At 68.0% G+C, this 16,927-nt stretch carries 10 protein-coding genes; 6 read left to right on the top strand and 4 right to left on the bottom strand.

Annotation, left to right across the window (positions count from 1 at the left end):
• Positions 1 to 5: 5 nt before the first annotated feature.
• From pgaA to CUJ89_RS25805, 4 genes are all read right to left on the bottom strand, one after another.
• On the bottom strand, positions 6 to 2,348 hold the full coding sequence (gene pgaA / locus CUJ89_RS25825) for a poly-beta-1,6 N-acetyl-D-glucosamine export porin PgaA (protein WP_114180200.1): 2,343 nt from the start codon (positions 2,346 to 2,348) through the stop codon (positions 6 to 8).
• A gap of 104 nt (positions 2,349 to 2,452) precedes the next feature.
• Positions 2,453 to 3,244, bottom strand: a complete 792-nt coding sequence (locus CUJ89_RS25820) for a hypothetical protein (RefSeq protein WP_114180199.1) — start codon at positions 3,242 to 3,244, stop codon at positions 2,453 to 2,455.
• Between the two features lie 63 nt (positions 3,245 to 3,307).
• Positions 3,308 to 3,718, bottom strand: coding sequence for a hypothetical protein (locus CUJ89_RS25815; RefSeq protein WP_114180198.1), 411 nt, complete (start codon positions 3,716 to 3,718; stop codon positions 3,308 to 3,310).
• Positions 3,719 to 4,445: 727 nt separating this feature from the next.
• Positions 4,446 to 5,444: a LysR substrate-binding domain-containing protein gene (locus CUJ89_RS25805; RefSeq protein WP_114180197.1), complete on the bottom strand. Its 999-nt coding sequence runs from the start codon at positions 5,442 to 5,444 to the stop codon at positions 4,446 to 4,448.
• Positions 5,445 to 6,018: 574 nt separating this feature from the next.
• Between CUJ89_RS25805 and CUJ89_RS25795 the strand changes: the two genes are divergently transcribed.
• The 6 genes from CUJ89_RS25795 (at position 6,019) to CUJ89_RS25770 (ending at position 16,842) form a co-directional block, all read left to right on the top strand.
• On the top strand, positions 6,019 to 7,434 hold the full coding sequence (locus CUJ89_RS25795) for a circularly permuted type 2 ATP-grasp protein (protein ID WP_201752331.1): 1,416 nt from the start codon (positions 6,019 to 6,021) through the stop codon (positions 7,432 to 7,434).
• Positions 7,435 to 7,498: 64 nt separating this feature from the next.
• The gene (locus CUJ89_RS25790) at positions 7,499 to 8,440 is read left to right on the top strand and encodes an alpha-E domain-containing protein (protein WP_114180195.1); all 942 of its coding nucleotides are present in this window, start codon (positions 7,499 to 7,501) and stop codon (positions 8,438 to 8,440) included.
• Positions 8,441 to 8,448: 8 nt separating this feature from the next.
• The gene (locus tag CUJ89_RS25785; RefSeq protein WP_114180194.1) at positions 8,449 to 9,477 is read left to right on the top strand and encodes a transglutaminase family protein; all 1,029 of its coding nucleotides are present in this window, start codon (positions 8,449 to 8,451) and stop codon (positions 9,475 to 9,477) included.
• 93 nt (positions 9,478 to 9,570) lie between these two features.
• Positions 9,571 to 12,984, top strand: a complete 3,414-nt coding sequence (locus CUJ89_RS25780; protein ID WP_114180193.1) for a DUF2126 domain-containing protein — start codon at positions 9,571 to 9,573, stop codon at positions 12,982 to 12,984.
• 214 nt (positions 12,985 to 13,198) lie between these two features.
• Positions 13,199 to 15,805, top strand: coding sequence for a circularly permuted type 2 ATP-grasp protein (locus tag CUJ89_RS25775; protein WP_114180192.1), 2,607 nt, complete (start codon positions 13,199 to 13,201; stop codon positions 15,803 to 15,805).
• Entirely contained in the window at positions 15,799 to 16,842 is a 1,044-nt protein-coding gene (locus CUJ89_RS25770) for a transglutaminase family protein (protein ID WP_114180191.1), read from the top strand. The genes CUJ89_RS25775 and CUJ89_RS25770 overlap by 7 nt, the downstream gene beginning before the upstream one ends.
• The last annotated feature ends 85 nt before the right edge of the window (positions 16,843 to 16,927 follow it).

Genomic DNA, 16,927 nt, shown 5'->3' with positions numbered 1-16,927 from the left:
CCTTGCTAAAACGGCAGGTTGACCGACAGGAAGCCGGTTTCGGAGCGCTCGCGCTGGCCGTCGTACGCATGGCTGCTGATCTCGACGCCGTAGGTCAGCGTGATGTCGTGCTTGAACGTCCACGCGTGCTCGAGGCGGGCGCTCCACAGCGGGCTGGTGCCGAAGCCGCGCTCGTTGTACACGCCGCCGGACACCGATACGCGCTGCTGCAGCGACATGTCGCCCTTCTTCCACATCGTCAACTGGTGCATCACGGTCGCCGCGGCCGCGTAGTCGCGGCCCGGGCTGAAGTAGGGCGCGTCCTGCCGCGTGTTGCTGTCGGTGCCGAGATTCAGCGACACGTTGACGAGCTGGTTCGCGGACGTGTACACGCGCTGCGTGCCGGTCGCGGCAATCTCCTGGTGGAGGTTCGAATCGCTGTAGCGGCTCACGCCATAGCTCAGCTTGACTTCGCGGCGGTCGTTCTGGCGATACACGACCTCGACGTTCGCGGAACGGCCCCAGATGTGTGCGACATAGGCCTTCCATGGCAGCGTGTTGTCGTTGGAGTCGAGTGCGCCGCTGACCGTCCAGTAGTCGTTGAGGTTGTACGTGACGGAACCGCGGCCGCCGGTTCGCCCGTCCGTGCCGAGCGAGCGCGTGACTTCGCCCTGGACCGTGAGCGGCCCGTGCCGGTAGTCGCCGCCGACGCCCGTGCGCGTGCGGCTGATGTTGCCGGCGTCGGTTTGCGCATAGCCGAAGAACGTGTGGGAAAACACCCGCCAGTTGTCGCCGAACGGTTGCGAATACACATAGCTGTCCGACGTGAAGCCGTTGTCGGCCAGTGCGCTGTTGCCGTGCTCGTAGCTCAGGTCGGTGGTGAACACGGGGCTGCGGTACGCGTTGTAGTCCCGCTTGAACGCGCGCACGGCGCCGCTGTCGGGAAACGTGTTGTCGACGGTCTGGTCGACGCTCTTCGCGGTCGCGTAGTCGTCGGCCGTCAGCGCAGCGCGGCCGAGCCCCGCGAGCATTTCCACGCTGTCCGGGTGGTCGGTCAGCGACGCGCGATACATCGCGATCGCCTGGCGCGGATGCGACTGGCCCGATACGGCTTCGGCATGCGCGGCGCGGACTTCCGCGTTGAACGGCACTTCCTTCTCGATATTTTCGAGCGCGGCGATCCCTTCGGTTACCCGGCCCGTGTAGATCAGGTACTGCGCGCGCAGCCGGTAATAGCGCAGGTAGTCGCCGTTTTCCGGTCCCACCGCACGCACCTGGTTGGCGGGCGGCAGCGATTTGCCCATGTCGTCGAGCACCTGGCTTGCGTCCGCCGCGCGCCCCTGGTCGACGTACGACCAGAACAGCCCCTCGCGCAATTCGATCGGACGCGTGCGCGCGCCGTACTGGAAGCCGCGCGTCGCAGTGTCGGTCGGCGATGCGGTGGCCTGCTTCAGCGCGCGCTGGTACACGGCATTGGCCTTGCCCGGTTCGCTCAGGTACAGGTACGCGTCGCCGACGGCCGCCAGTGCGTCGATCGAGATCTCCGCATCCGGCGGAATCGTCTCGAACGTCGCGACGGCCGTCTTCATATCGCCGCGCGCCGCATAGGCGACCGTCCGGTCGCCGGCAAGCGCTGTCCTGACCGGCGAATACTCGGGCGTGGCCGGCATCCGCTTGTCGAGATCGTCCGCGGCGCGCAATGCGCTGTCGAGCCCGTCGAAGCGGTCGGCGCTCGTCATCGAGCGCGACTTGTCGCGTCCGCCGCGCACCTGCTGGCGAATCGACAGTTCCTCGAGCCGTGCGAGATCGACGGCGGAGAAGACGTCGGGGCGCGCTTTCGCTTCTTCCAGCGCCTTGATCGCGCCGCCGCTCGACGCGAGGCCGAACACGTCGTTGCGCACGGTGGCCGGGTCGGCGGTGCGGAGGTCGGGTATCTGCGCGTTCGGTGTTTCCGCTTCGGGTACCTGGGCACCCGGCGGCTGGGTGCCCGGCGCCTGCGCATTCGGCATCGGCGCGCCCGGTGTCTGCGGGTTCGGCGCAGGGGTGCCCGGCATCTGCGGGTTCGGCGTTTGAGCCGCGGGCGCCGCGGCATTCGGCATCTGGGCACTCGAGGCCTGCGCGATCAGCGTCGGCGCATTCGGCGGTTGCGCGTCCGGCGCCAGGGCGCCCGATGTCGGCAAGTTCGGCGGCTTCGAATCCGGCGCGCCGTTGGTCCCGGCGATTTCGCTGACGCCGCCCGATTCCGTATCGCCTTCGGCGGAGAAGCAGGGGCCGGACGCGACGAGCAGCAACACGAGCGGCGCATGCAGGAGGATCCGCCGGTTGGACGGAGCGACGGTGGTGCATTGTTGTTTACGATTGTTGGCCACGGTGTGTCCTCACTTCGAAACGATCACATCGGTTGCATGCCCGACGATGCACGCCGCCGCTCGTCGTACGTCCGGGCGGCGAGGCCCGGCCATGCGGGACCGGCTCACAGGCGATTGCGGACCGCTTGCCCAAGCAACGCACGCGATTCGCTGTTCTTCGGGTCGATCGCGAGCGCCCGGCTCGCGTTTTGCTCCACACAGTTCCATTCGTCGATCTGCGCGCACGAGCGCGCCTTGGCCAGCGCACGCGCGCCTTCCAGTTCCGCGTGCGTGACGCTTGCCGTCTGCATGCGTACCGTGTCGGTGCCGTACGGTTGGGGCTTCGGCGCGTAGTCCATGCGTTTTCGGGTGCCCGCCAGCGTCTCGGTTCGCGGCCCGCGGCGCGCATCGACGGGCCGGGCCGTGGCGCGACCGTGGGCCAGCACCGCATGCGAATTGGCGGCGAGTTTCACGGGCGGCGCATGCGACGGTTGCCGGTGTTTCGCGACGGCGCGGGTCGCCGCCCGTGGCGCGGCTTGCGGTTCGACGGCGAGCGTGACGGGCGGCACCGTGGACACCTCGGGCGCCGCCGAAGCGGACGGCACCGGCGGCGCGGGCGGCGTGGCCTGTGCGAGCGTCGATGCCGGCCCGGGGGCGACCGATGTGCCGGACGCGCCGGTCGCGCGGGAGGTCGCGGTCACGATCGCCTTGCGGTACTTCACGACGGCGGTTCCGATCACGCCGGAGAGGTCGTGCGCCACGCTCGCATGGCCGACTGCCGAGTCCCGCTCGGCATACGCAAAGATGCCGAAGATCGCGGCGAACGCGACGAAGCTGAGTGCCGCGTTCTTTCCAGGACCCCAGGAGGGTTTCGGCTGGCGGGCGGGTGAGTCGTCCGGTCGTTCTGCACGAGTCATTCAATGCTCCTCGATTCGATACGTTGTGGGGAATGACGCGATCGGCGCGGGGTCAGGCGGCGTTCACCATCGCAACTGCGCGGTGAGCGTGCCCGTTTCGACGATCGCGAACTGCGTGGCCCCCTGGTAGGTCCCTTCGACCCGGTAGCTCGCATCGGGCGCGCTGAACAGGCAGCGCGATCCCGATGCATTGAATTCGACGAGCACGCGGCCATGTCGCCTCAGGCGCACCTGCACGTTGGCGAGCGGTTGCCCGGTCCGGGCTGAAGCAAACGACACGCCCAGGTTGTACGGACGGCCGTCGGGGGGAAGCGGCGCGGTACCGTCGATCCGCGCATCGCCGCAGATATACGAAATCACGTAGCGGCTCGTGCTCGAACCGGACGCGGGTGTCTGGGCCATGGCATTCATGCAGAGCGCGAAGAGGATGACGCTCAGGAAAGGGCGAGCATGCTGTCGAAACGAGGAAGACATTGCAACCTCCCGTCCGGAATCAATGGAAACGCATTTATTCCGAGTCAAATTTGCCAGCGTTCTTTTTGCGACACGCTATTGATACACGATGGTTTTTGAACCAACAATCGCGTGTTGCCCGAATGGGACGAGGGTGAATGATCCTATTTAAATAGGATAACGGCGGATTTGTCTGACTCGCCTACCGCTGAAGAAAGTCGATATTTCCGAATATGAACATTACTTCCGGTAGCGATGATCGAGCGCGCATTGAATCACGTCGGAGGTATCGGTATTAATACCGAAAAATAACGACTGATAAAAGGAATTTTTGCTTCTGTGTGCGCGGCGAATTGATGAAGTTCCGGATACAGGCTGGGCGATTTGAAATGAGGGTACGACGTTTTTGATATTTTAGATTGTTACAGGTAAATCGAAACTTTTAATTTGTTCTGTAACAAGGTATTTCTGCCCGGAAAATCAGACGGAATATTCGGATGTGATGTGGAAGGAGTAAAAAATACGCCCGTGAATTGCAAACGTTTGCGTCACATCTGATATTGATAATGGGCTGGCGTGGTGATTTCACAGGCTGCGGCGGGATGGCCGATTGCCACCGGAAAGGAGGTCGCGTTCGACACGAAGCAGCGCGACACGAAGCAGCGCGACGCGGATGCATGCGGACGCCGGATTGCCCGAGACCGCACCCGCGCTCGCGCCGTGGACGGGCACGATGCGAACGCGAGTGTCAGCGGCTGCCGCCGGCGCTGCGCCGCGCGATGCGCATCGCCGGCGCGGCTGCTTGCCCGGCCGCGCCGGCCGCGTCTTCGGCCGCCGCGCGCGGCCGATTCAAGATGTAGGTCCACAACTGCTCGGCCGCCAGCCCGCGCCTGCGTGCCGACCGGTACAGGCGGATTTCGAGTTCGGTGATCCAGTCTCCGGAACCCGCGCACACGAGCGAGCCTTCCGCGAGCTCCTTCGCGACGCAGCTTTCCGGCAGCCAGCCGATCCCGTGCCCGGCCACGACCATGCCCTTCAGTGCCTCGGACATGTGCGTCTCGAAGCACCGGTGCAGCACATACGGCTCGGTCGCATTCAGCAGCAGCATCTCGACGATGTTCCCGAGGAACGCGCCCGACGAATACGCGAGCAGCGGCAGCGGCGCATCGGGCGTGCCGGGCAACTGGAACACGGGCTTGCCGCGTGCGTCGGGCGTCGACACGGGCAGGATCCGCTCGACGCCGAGGCTGACGAACGGGAAGTGGTTCGGGTCGAGCACGATCGGCAACTGCGGATGGTGATAGCCGAGCAGCAGGTCGCATTCGCCTTCGACGAGTTGCTGCACGCCTTCCGGCACGTTCACCGCGTTGACGCGCGCGGTCACGTGGCCGACCTCGCCGTTGAGCTGCTTGAGCCATTCGGGAAACAGCGTGAAGACCAGCGTATGGGCGACGGCGAAACGCACGACCTGGTCGCTGGCCGCGAACTGGTCATAGCCGTTCACGAGATTGCGCGCCGCATACATGCTGCGCAGGATGTCTGCGGCGAGCCCGCGGAACATCTGTCCGGCCGGCGTCAGCGTGATCGGGTTGATGCTCCGGTCGACCAGCTTCGCGTCCATCCAGGTTTCGAGCGAGGCGATTCGTCTGCTGAATGCCGACTGCGTCAGGTGCCGGTTACGCGCGGCCCGGGAAAAGCTCTTGGTATCCGCAAGGCTCAGGAAATCTTCCAGCCACTTTGCTTCCATTTCGATCGTCGCTTTTTATAGTCGGGTGCCTGAAGGGCGCCGCCGCTTAGCGTACCGCGCCTCGCGCGGGTCGGCCCGATGTTTTTTTTCGATGGGTGTCAGTCGAAATATGCATGGGCATTGTCGGCGGGATTACGGCTGCATAGGTTTGAGGTGCCGGACCCGGCTAACCGGTCAGTTCATCGCGTCGAACTGCCGGTGCCGCCGCAGACGGTACTTCCCCAGGGCCCGGCCGCGCGGTGCGCGTGCCGCGGCCCGCCTTTCCATCCCTTCGTTCCGACGCCCGGGCGCGCCATTTTTTGTGCAGTGCAGATTGCGCATTTGTGACCCGCGGGGGAACTATGTTCGAAAGACGCGGTGCAGCATCGGCCGTGCGCGCTCGCAGCGCACCGCTGCCGCCCGTCGCGTCGGGCGCTGCACCGTTGTGGTGCGTAATGCCGCGCGGGCGTGCCCGGTGCGGCGCAAAATGGGGGGATATCGAGGGGATATCGCAAGGCACGTTCCTTGCAAAGCATTCGTTACGCCGGTCCGGCATGCGCAATGCCGGGGAAAACGATCGATGGAGAAAAAATCGATGAAGCCATTCGATGAAATGCTGCAATCCGGCGACATGGTAAGGGCGCCCTACGCGCGCCTGAAGCGGTGGCTCGACACGCAGAACCCCGCGAGCCTCGCCCAGAAAGCCCACGACGCGGAAGGCGTGTTCCGCAAGACGGGCATCACGTTCGCCGTCTACGGCGACGCGGAGGCCGCCGAGCGGCTGATTCCGTTCGATATCGTCCCGCGCATCATCTCGGGTGCGGAATGGAGCCGGCTGTCGCTCGGCATCGAGCAGCGCGTGATGGCGCTCAACGCGTTCCTCGACGACATCTACCACCGGCAGGAAATCGTGCGTGCGGGCATCGTGCCGAAGCACCTGATCGCGCACAACGAAGCCTTCGTTCCGGAGATGATCGACTTCCGGCCGCCCGGAAACGTCTATACGCACATCATCGGCGTCGACATCGTGCGCACTGCCGAGAACCAGTTCTACGTGCTGGAGGACAACGCGCGCACGCCGTCCGGCGTGTCGTACATGCTGGAAAACCGCGAGACGATGATGCAGCTCTTCCCCGAGCTGTTCCAGCAGGTGAAGGTGCGCCCCGTCGAGACCTATCCGCAGATGCTGCGCCAGTCGCTTGCGGCCGTGTGCCCGCCGGGCGGCAACGCCGACAACCCGACCATCGCCGTGCTGACGCCCGGCATCCACAACTCCGCGTACTACGAACATTCGTTCCTCGCCGACCAGATGGGCGTGCACCTCGTCGAGGGCAGCGACCTGCAGGTGATCGACGGCCGCGTCGCGATGCGCACGACCGAAGGCTTCCGCCCGATCGACGTGCTGTACCGCCGCGTCGACGACGCGTTCCTCGACCCGCTTACGTTCCGCCCCGATTCGGCGCTCGGCATTGCGGGGATCATGGACGTCTACCGCGCGGGCAACATCACGATCGCGAACGCGCCCGGCACGGGCATCGCCGACGACAAGGCGATCTACTCGTACATGCCGGAGATCGTCGAGTTCTACACGGGCCGCAAGGCGCTGCTGGAGAACGTGCCGACCTGGCGCTGCGGTGACGCCGACAGCCTCAAGTACGTGCTCGAGCATCTCGACGAACTGGTCGTGAAGGAAGTGCACGGCTCGGGCGGCTACGGGATGCTGGTCGGCCCGTGCGCGTCGAAGGCGGAGCTGGAGGCGTTCGCGGCGAAGCTGCGCGCGCGCCCGTCGAACTACATCGCGCAACCCACGCTGGCGTTGTCCACCACGCCGATCCTGACCGAGGCCGGCCTCGCGCCGCGCCACGTCGACCTGCGGCCGTTCGTGCTGGTGTCGGACCGGATCCGCATCACGCCGGGCGGGCTCACGCGCGTCGCGTTGAAGGAGGGATCGCTCGTCGTCAACTCGAGCCAGGGCGGCGGCACCAAGGACACCTGGGTGCTGGCCGACTGAGCCGAAGGCGACCGCGCGCCCCGAACCCGGGGCGCGAACCGAACGAAGACGGAGTGGACACGAGATGCTTCTGGGACGTACTGCGAGCGGTCTCTTCTGGATGTACCGCTATATCGAACGCGCGGAAAACATCGCGCGCATCGTCGATGCCGGGCTGCGGATGGCGCTCACGCGCACGTCCGATGCGCCGGCCGAATGGTCGTCGGTGCTGGTCAGCTCGGGCGCGGACGACGGCTACCGGCAGAAATACGACGCCTATGCGGCCGATACCGTGACCGACTACCTGCTGCGCGACCGCGACAATCCGTCGAGCGTGCTGTCGTGCATCGAGGCCGCGCGCTCGAACGCGCGGATGGTGCGCACGGCGCTTACGCGCGAGGCATGGGAAAGCGTGAACGGCGCGTGGCTGTCGCTGCGGCGCACGCTCGCGCAGCCCGTGGCGGAAAGCGACATGCCGGTCGTGCTCGACCAGGTGAAACGGGAAACCGCGCTGATCCTCGGCACTTTCTACAGCACGATGCTGCGCAACGAGATCTTCGACTTCGCGCAGATCGGCGCCTGCATCGAGCGCGCGGACAACACCGCGCGGATCATCGACGTGAAATACCACCTGCTGCTGCCGTCGGTGTCGCACGTGGGCACGATCCTCGACAACTACCAGTGGGAAACGATCCTGCGCTGCGTCGCCGCGCATCGCTCGTACCGCTGGGTGTACGACGTGCAGTACAAGCCGATGAACATTGCCGACTACCTGATCCTGAACGGCCGCATGCCGCGTTCGCTGCGCTACTGCTACGGCCGCGTCGTGTCGAGCCTGAGCTCGCTCGCGAAGGATTACGGCGTGACACACCCGTGTCACGACACGGCCACGAAGATCCTGCAGATGCTGTCCGACACCACGGTCGAGCGGATCTTCAAGAGCGGCCTGCACGAGTTCCTGACCGATTTCATTGGTCGCAACAACAGCCTCGGGCTTGAAGTCGCCCAGGCCTACAACTTCGACTGAGGCTTGCCATGCGACTCGCCATCCGACACATCTCGCGTTATCAGTTCGACGATCAAGCCACCCATGCGCTGCAACGGTTGCGGCTGCGCCCGCAGTCGGGCCCCGGGCAGACGGTGCGCGCGTGGCAGGTCACGATCGACGGCGTCGAGCCGACGCTGTCGTACGCCGACGGGCTCGGCAACCGGATCGACCTCGTGCGTCACGACCGCGGCACGAAGGCCGAGATCGTCGTCGTCGCGGCCGGCGTCGTCGAGACGCAGGACCGCGCCGGCATTCTCGGCAATCCCGAGGGCTATGCGCCGCCGTGGATCTTCGAGCGCGAGACCGCGCTCACGAAGGCGGGCGACACCGTGCGCGCGCTCACGGAAGCGCTGCCGATCGAGCCGCACGGCCTCGACGCATTGCACTGGCTGATGACGGAAGTGCACGGCCGCATCGCCTACGCGCCGAACCTGGCCGCCGACGCGCCCGTCGATGCGGAAACCGCGCTGCAAAGCGGCGAGGGTACGAGCCGCGACCATGCGCACGCGTTCATCGCGGCTGCGCGCGTGTTGAAGATTCCCGCGCGCTATATCTCGGGCTACGTGCTCGCCGACAGCGCGATGCAGCGCATCGCCGACGCGAAGCAGAACGCGGGCGACGAGGAGGAGGAAGCGCTCGCGTTGCAGAGCGGCGAGGGCATGCAGCAGGTGCTCGGCGCGTCGCATGCCGCGCAATCGCAATCGCAGTCGCAATCGCAGTCGCAATCGCAATCGCAATCGCAATCGCAATCGCAGGGGCTACCGCAGCCGGCGCACGGCGCGCAGCCGCAAGCTTCGTCGCTGATGCAGCAGCCGGCCGGCCATGCATGGGCCGAGGCCTATGTCGAAGGGCTCGGCTGGGTCGGGTTCGATCCTTTCATGAACCGTTGCCCGGACGAGCGCTATGTGCGCATCGCGGTCGGCCTCGACTATCGCGACGCGCAGCCGGTGACGGGGCTCGGCGCGACGGCCGTCGGCGTCGAGATCAGCGTCGTGCAGACGCCGGAATTCGTCTGACCCGACGCGCGCTTTCGCCGAATCCGCCGTGCCGGGCCGCCGCGTCGAAGGCGACGCGGCGCGCGCGGCCGGCCCAACCCGAATCGAGCTCCCATGTCCATCCACGTCGCGCTGCATCACACCACCCGCTACCGTTACGACCAGCTCGTCAACCTCGGCCCGCAGGTCGTGCGGCTGCGGCCCGCGCCGCACTGCCGGACGCCTATCGTCGCGTATTCGATGACGGTCGACCCGGCGCAGCACTTCATCAACTGGCAGCAGGACCCGTTCTCGAACTATCTCGCGCGGCTCGTGTTTCCGGAGCGCACGGAGCACTTCGAGATCACGATCGATCTGGTCGCCGAGATGTCGGTGTACAACCCGTTCGACTTCTTCCTGGAAGCCAGCGCGGACCAATACCCGTTCAGCTATGACGACGCGCTGAAGACCGAGCTCGCGCCGTATCTCGCGTGCGATCCGCAGACCGGCGCGTCGCCGTTGTTCCGTGCGTATGTCGACGGCGTCGACCGCACGCCGGCCGGCACCGTGAACTTCCTCGTCGCGCTGAACCAGCAGCTTCAGCGCGACATCGGCTACCTCGTGCGGATGGAGCCCGGCGTGCAGGCGCCCGTCCAGACGCTCGAACTCGCGTCCGGTTCATGCCGCGACAGCGCGTGGCTGCTCGTGCAGATTTGCCGGCATCTCGGCATCGCCGCGCGTTTCGCGTCGGGCTACCTGATCCAGCTCACGCCCGACGTGAAGTCGCTCGACGGCCCGAGCGGCACGTCGGTCGACTTCACCGACCTGCACGCATGGTGCGAGGTCTACCTGCCGGGCGCCGGATGGGTCGGCTTCGACCCGACGTCGGGCCTGCTCGCTGGCGAAGGGCATATCCCGCTCGCGTGCACGCCGCAGCCGACGAGCGCCGCGCCGGTCGAGGGGCTGATCGACGAGTGCGAGGTATCGTTCGAGCACGAGATGACGGTGACGCGTGTGTACGAATCGCCGCGCGTGACGAAGCCGTATACGGAGTCGCAATGGGACGCGGTGCGCACGCTCGGCACGCAGGTCGACGGCGCACTGGCGGCCGGCGACGTGCGGCTCACGCAGGGCGGCGAGCCGACCTTCGTGTCGATCGACGATCGCGACGGCGCCGAGTGGAACACCGATGCGCTCGGCCCGACCAAGCGCGGCTACGCGACCGAACTCGTGCAGCGGCTGCGCGCCGAATACGGCGACGGCGGCTTCCTGCATTTCGGGCAGGGCAAGTGGTATCCGGGCGAGCAGCTGCCGCGCTGGGCGCTGTCGATCTTCTGGCGCGCGGACGGCGAGCCTGTGTGGCACGATCCATCGCTGTTCGCCGATGAGCGCGAGCCGTCCGCGACCACGACCGACGACGCGAAGCGCTTCATCGACGCGCTCGCTGCGCGGCTGAACCTGACCGGCGAATTCATCACGCCCGGCTACGAGGACGTCTGGTACTACCTGTGGCGCGAGCGCCGGCTGCCCGTCAACGTCGATCCGTTCGACTCGCGCCTCGACGACGAGCTCGAACGCGCGCGGCTGCGCAAGGTGTTCGAGCAGCAGCTCGACAGCGTCGTCGGCTACGTGCTGCCGGTCAAGCGCGCGGACGACGCGCCGGGCCTCGACGGGCCGCGCTGGCAGACGGGCCCGTGGTACTTCCGCGACGAGCGGATGTACCTGGTGCCCGGCGATTCGCCGATGGGCTATCGGCTGCCGCTCGATTCGCTGCCGTGGGCCGGCCGCGCCGACCATCCGGTCCTGGTCGAACGCGATCCGTTCGCGCCGCGCGACGCGCTGCCGGAAGCCGCCGCGATCCGTGCGCGATACGCGGGCCCGGCCGACGCGCCGCGCTACCTGTCCGGCGTGCATCGCGAAGCGTCCGCGCAGACCGTGATGCAGTGGCACAACGACGGCACGGCCGCGGGCGAGCGGCCTGCCGCGCACGACCCGCATCGCCGGCCCGAGCGCTTCGAATCGGCCGCGTGGATCACGCGTACCGCGCTGTGCGTCGAAGTGCGCAACGGCATCCTGTACCTGTTCATGCCGCCGCTCGTCGCGCTCGAGGATTATCTCGACCTGCTCGGCGCGATCGAGCTGACCGCGCACGCGCTCGGCGTGAAGCTCGTGCTCGAGGGCTATCCGCCGCCGCGCGACGCGCGGCTGAAGCTGTTGCAGGTGACGCCCGATCCGGGCGTGATCGAGGTCAATATCCATCCGGCCGCGAGCTTCGACGCGCTCGTCGACCACACCGAATTCCTGTACGACGCCGCATGGCAGTCGCGGATGTGCAGCGAGAAGTTCATGGTCGACGGCCGCCACGTCGGCACCGGCGGCGGCAACCACTTCGTGCTCGGCGGCGCGACGCCGGCCGACAGCCCGTTCCTGCGCCGCCCGGACCTGCTCGCGAGCCTGATCGCGTACTGGCACAACCATCCGTCGCTGTCGTACCTGTTCTCCGGGCTCTTCATCGGGCCGACGAGCCAGGCGCCGCGCGTCGACGAGGCACGCAACGACCAGCTCTACGAACTCGACATCGCGTTCGCGGAGATCCAGCGCAACAAGCTGCTCTACGGGCAGGACATGCCGCCGTGGCTCGTCGACCGCGTGCTGCGCAACCTGCTGATCGACGTGACGGGCAACACGCACCGCAGCGAGTTCTGCATCGACAAGCTGTATTCGCCCGATTCGCCGACCGGCCGGCTCGGCCTGCTCGAACTGCGCGCGTTCGAGATGCCGCCGCATGCGCGGATGAGCGTCGTGCAGCAATTGCTGCTGCGCGCGCTGGTCGCGCGCTTCTGGGCTGCGCCGTACACGACGCCGCTCACGCGCTGGGGCACAGCGCTGCACGACCGCTTCATGCTGCCGGCGTTTCTTCAGATGGATTTCGACGACGTGCTGGCCGAACTGCGCGATGCCGGTTTTGCGTTCGATCCGGCGTGGTTCGCGCCGCATTTCGAATTCCGTTTCCCGCTGTTCGGCCAGATCGCGGTGAACGGGATGCAGCTTTCGCTGCGCGGCGCGCTGGAGCCGTGGCACGTGATGGGCGAGGAGGGCGCGCCCGGCGGTACGGTGCGCTACGTCGATTCGTCGGTCGAACGGCTCGAAGTGCGCGTGACGGGGCTGAACGACAACCGGCACGTCGTGACCGTCAACGGCCGCGCGCTGCCGCTGCAGCCGACCGGCACCGTCGGCGAATACGTCGCGGGCGTGCGCTACAAGGCGTGGTCGCCGCCGTCCGCGCTGCATCCGACCATCGGCGTGCACGCGCCGCTGACGTTCGACATCGTCGATACCTGGCTGAATCGCTCGCTCGGCGGTTGCCGGTATCACGTTACGCATCCGGGCGGGCGCAACTACGCGACGTTTCCCGTCAATGCGTACGAGGCCGAGAGCCGCCGGCTCGCGCGCTTTGTCGAGATGGGGCACACGCCGGGGCGGATGGATGTCTCGGCTGCCGCGCCGAGCCGCGAATTCCCGTTCACGCTCGACCTGCGGCGACCGTGACCGGCCGGTGACAGGACGGGCGACGATGCGCGATTCGCGACCTCCCGGCGAATCGGCCGATGGCGGCCGCGCTGGAATGCTAGGATGCGGGCAGATCGCGGCCGCGCGCCGCGGCCCGCCGCCCGCGCGGCGGTGCGCGGGCGCGCCCGCACCCTGACGACGAAACGACACCGTGCCGCCCATTCACTCCGATCATCTCGCCGCCCCCGACGCGATGCCCACGCTATTCGATACCGGCGCGCAGCCGGACGCCTCGGAACTGGCCGCCGCGCTCGCGGCGCCGGCGGCTGCCGGCCGTTACGACGAGCTGCGCGGCAGCGCGGCTGGCCTGAACGCGCCTGCGCTCGCGCCCGCGTGGCGCAGCTTCTTCACGTCGATCGGCAGCGACGGCGTGGCCGACCTCGATCGCCGTGCCGATGCGCTGCACCGGCGCATGCGCGAGAACGGCCTGTTCTATCAGTTGCACGAGCAGCGCGCCGGCGACGGCGCGGCCGGCCCGTGGTCGCTCGACCTGCTGCCGCTGATCGTCACGCCCGAGGACTGGGTCGCGATCGAGCGCGGCGTGCTGCAGCGCGTGCGGCTGCTCAACGCGACGATGGCCGACCTGTACGGGCCGCAGACGATCCTGCAGCGCGGGCTGCTGCCGCCCGCGCTCGTCACCGGGCATCCCGGCTACTTGCGCGCGATGCGCGGCGCGCGCGTACCGGGCGACACGTGGCTGCACGTCGTCGCGTTCGATCTCGCGCGCGGCCCGGACGGGCAGTGGCGGATCGTCGCGCAGCACACGCAGGGCGCGGCCGGGCTCGGCTATCTGCTCGAAAACCGGCTGATCGTGTCGCGGCTCTTTCCGCGCGGGTTTCGCGGGCTGCGCGTGCAGCGGCTCGCGTCCGCGTATCGCGCGCTGCTGCAAAGCATGCAGGCGCTCAGCCCTGCCGCCAAGAATTCGCGGATCGTGCTGCTGACGCCGGGGCCGCACAGCGCGACGTATTTCGAGCACGCGTATCTCGCGCGCTACCTCGGCCTCACGCTCGTCGAGGGCGGCGACCTGACCGCGCGCGACAACCGCGTGTTCCTGAAGACGCTGCGCGGGCTCGAACCGGTGCATGGCATCCTCCGGCGCGTCGACGACGCGTGGCTCGATCCGCTCGAACTGCGGCCCGATTCGATGCTCGGCGTGCCGGGGCTGCTGCAGGCCGTGCGCGCGGGCAACGTGTTGCTCGCGAACGCCCCGGGCTCGGGCTTCCTCGAATCGCCGGCCATGCTCGGTTTCATGCCGCGTCTCGCGGAAGGCCTGCTCGGCGAAACGCTGACGCTGCCGGCCGTGCATTCGTGGTGGTGCGGCGAAGCGGCCGCGTGCGACGACGCGTTGCCGCAACTCGCGCGCGGCATCGTGAAGGCGTCGTATCCGCCGGACGTGCAGGCGGGCGGCCCGTTCGATCCGGTGATCGGCGCGCGGCTCACGCAGGCGCAGCTTGCCGACTGGCGCGCGCGGATACTGGCGCAGCCCGAGCACTACACGGTGCAGGCCGACCTGCCGCTGTCGCAGGCGCCGACCTGGCCGGGGCCCGACGCGCCCGACGGCAACGGCAGCGCGCGCATCGTGCCGAAGCCGCTGCTGATGCGCGTCTTCGCGCTCGCGGATGGCGCGCAGCGCTGGCGGCTCTTGCCGGGCGGGCTGTCGCGGGTCGGCACGCGCGACACGCTGTTCAACGCGCCGATGCCGCACGGCGGCAGCACCGTCGATACGTGGGTGATGACCGAAGGCATCGTCGATTCGACGACGCTGCTGCAGACGCACCTCGGCCCCGACGACCTCGTCGAGCGGCCGCGCGCGATCGCGAGCCGCGCGGCCGAGAACCTGTTCTGGCTCGGCCGCTACACCGAGCGCGCGACCAACCTGATGCGACTGGCGCGCGCCGCGCTCGAGCGGCTGCGCGGCGAGGACGATGTCGACAGCCCCGCGCACCTGGAGCTGCTCGACACGCTGTGCCGCGACACGGGCTTGATCGCGGCCGACGCGCCGAACGCCGTCGATGCGCCGCGCGCGTTCCAGCACGCGCTCGCGACGTCGCTGACGCGCGGCGCGGATCGCACGTCGGGAATCGTGTCGTGCCTGTTCGGGATGCGCGCCGCCGCCGCCGCGATCCGCGAACGGCTGTCGAGCGATCAGTGGCGGCTGATCGACGACGCGACGCAGCTGTTCGCGGACAGCGCGGGCCTGCCGGAAGCCGAGGAGCAGATCGGCAACGAGGCGCTGCAGTTGCTGGGGCGCCTCGGCCTGCTGCTCGGCGCGATCACGGGCGCGCAGACCGACAACATGACGCGCGACGACGGCTGGCGATTGCTGTCGATCGGCCGGCAGATCGACCGGCTGGACTTCCTGTGCAGCGTGCTGAAGTTCGCATTCGACGAAGGCGCCGTGCACCGGCAGGACGGCTTCGAGCTCGTGCTGGAGCTGCTGGACAGCACGATCACGTTCCGCTCGCGTTTCCAGCGCGGCTTCGATGTCGCGCCGCTGCTGTCGCTCGTCGTGCTCGATACCGACAACCCGCGCTCGCTCGGCTGGGTCGTGCAGGCGCTGCGCGGCCGGCTGACGAAGGTCGAGCGCGGTGAGGGCTATGCGCTGTCCGAGCTGGCCGAGACGATTCCGGACGTGCCTGCGTGGTCGCTGCACGAATTGTGCGAAACCTCCGACGGTGGCCGGCACGACCGGCTGCTCGACGCGCTCGACGCGACGGTGAAGGCGGTCTGGGAGCTGTCGAACCGGATCGGCGAACGCTATTTCAGCCACGTGCGCGAGGCGGGCAGGACACTATGGTGACGACGAAAGGCGCGGCGAAGACGCCGCCCGGTTCCGGCAATGCTCGACAGGCAGCGGCACCGGCCGCACCGGCGGCACCGGCCGGCGGTGCCGCCGGCCGGTTGCTGCGCGTCACGCACGATACCGAATACCGTTACGCGGCACGCGTCGAATCGGCGCAGCACCAGGCACGCCTGCAACCGCTCGCGACGCCGCGCCAGCAGGTGCTGTCGTTCGCGCTCGACATCGAGCCCGCGCCGGAATCGGTCGGCATGGAGATCGACGCGTTCGGCAACGCACGCGCGTCGTTCGCGCTGAACCAGCCGCACGATGCGCTGCTCGTGCGCAGCCGCAGCACGGTGCGCGTGACGCCGCCCGTGTGGTCGCTCGGTGCGCGCGGCGAGCCGCCGCCCGCGATCGCGCAGCCCGATGAAAAGCAGGCAACCGCGTGGGAAACCGTGCGCGACCGCTTGCAGTTCCGCGCGGGGCAGCCTTACGACGCGGCGAGCGAATTCGTGTTCACGTCGCCGCACGTCGCGTGCGATCCCGAACTCGCCGCGTATGCGGCCGCAAGCTTCACGCCGCAACGGCCGCTCGTGCAGGCCGCATGGGACCTGATGCGGCGCGTGCATGCGGACTTTGCCTATACGCCGAACAGCACCGACATCACGACGTCGGCACTCGACGCGCTGCGGCTGCGCAAGGGTGTCTGCCAGGATTTCGCGCACGTGATGATCGGCGCGCTGCGTTCGCTCGGGCTGGCCGCGCGTTACGTGAGCGGCTATCTGCTGACGCAGCCGCCACCCGGGCAGCCGCGGCTGATCGGCGCCGACGCGTCGCATGCATGGGTCGAGGTGTACGACCCGGCGTGGCCCGAGGACGGTGGCTGGCTGCAGCTCGATCCGACCAACGACCGCGCGCCCGGCGACGACTACGTGATGCTGTCGATCGGCCGCGACTACGCGGACGTGACGCCGCTGCGCGGCGTGATCCGCGGCGGCGGCGCGGATCAGGAGCTGAAGGTCGGCGTGACGGTCGAGCCGCTCGACACGCCGTAACGCACGAAGAACCGGAAGGGCTGCTCGACGACGCGATCCGCAGGATCGGCGACGAACAACTCGTCGAGCGGGCGATCCGCGGCAG

It is taken from the genome of Burkholderia pyrrocinia (genome assembly GCF_003330765.1).
Taxonomy (GTDB): Bacteria; Pseudomonadota; Gammaproteobacteria; order Burkholderiales; family Burkholderiaceae; genus Burkholderia; species Burkholderia pyrrocinia_B.
The sequence above is the reverse complement of the archived record's forward strand: the minus strand, read 5'-3'. Positions and strand labels throughout refer to the sequence as shown.

What these genes read in the sequence shown, in the direction of transcription:
- CUJ89_RS25820 (WP_114180199.1), bottom strand. Translation starts at nt 3,244, where the DNA reads ATGACTCGTGCAGAACGACCGGACGACTCACCCGCCCGCCAGCCGAAA.
- CUJ89_RS25815 (WP_114180198.1), bottom strand. Translation starts at nt 3,718, where the DNA reads ATGTCTTCCTCGTTTCGACAGCATGCTCGCCCTTTCCTGAGCGTCATC.
- CUJ89_RS25805 (WP_114180197.1), bottom strand. Translation starts at nt 5,444, where the DNA reads ATGGAAGCAAAGTGGCTGGAAGATTTCCTGAGCCTTGCGGATACCAAG.
- CUJ89_RS25795 (WP_201752331.1), top strand. Translation starts at nt 6,019, where the DNA reads ATGAAGCCATTCGATGAAATGCTGCAATCCGGCGACATGGTAAGGGCG.
- CUJ89_RS25790 (WP_114180195.1), top strand. Translation starts at nt 7,499, where the DNA reads ATGCTTCTGGGACGTACTGCGAGCGGTCTCTTCTGGATGTACCGCTAT.
- CUJ89_RS25785 (WP_114180194.1), top strand. Translation starts at nt 8,449, where the DNA reads ATGCGACTCGCCATCCGACACATCTCGCGTTATCAGTTCGACGATCAA.
- CUJ89_RS25780 (WP_114180193.1), top strand. Translation starts at nt 9,571, where the DNA reads ATGTCCATCCACGTCGCGCTGCATCACACCACCCGCTACCGTTACGAC.
- CUJ89_RS25775 (WP_114180192.1), top strand. Translation starts at nt 13,199, where the DNA reads ATGCCCACGCTATTCGATACCGGCGCGCAGCCGGACGCCTCGGAACTG.
- CUJ89_RS25770 (WP_114180191.1), top strand. Translation starts at nt 15,799, where the DNA reads ATGGTGACGACGAAAGGCGCGGCGAAGACGCCGCCCGGTTCCGGCAAT.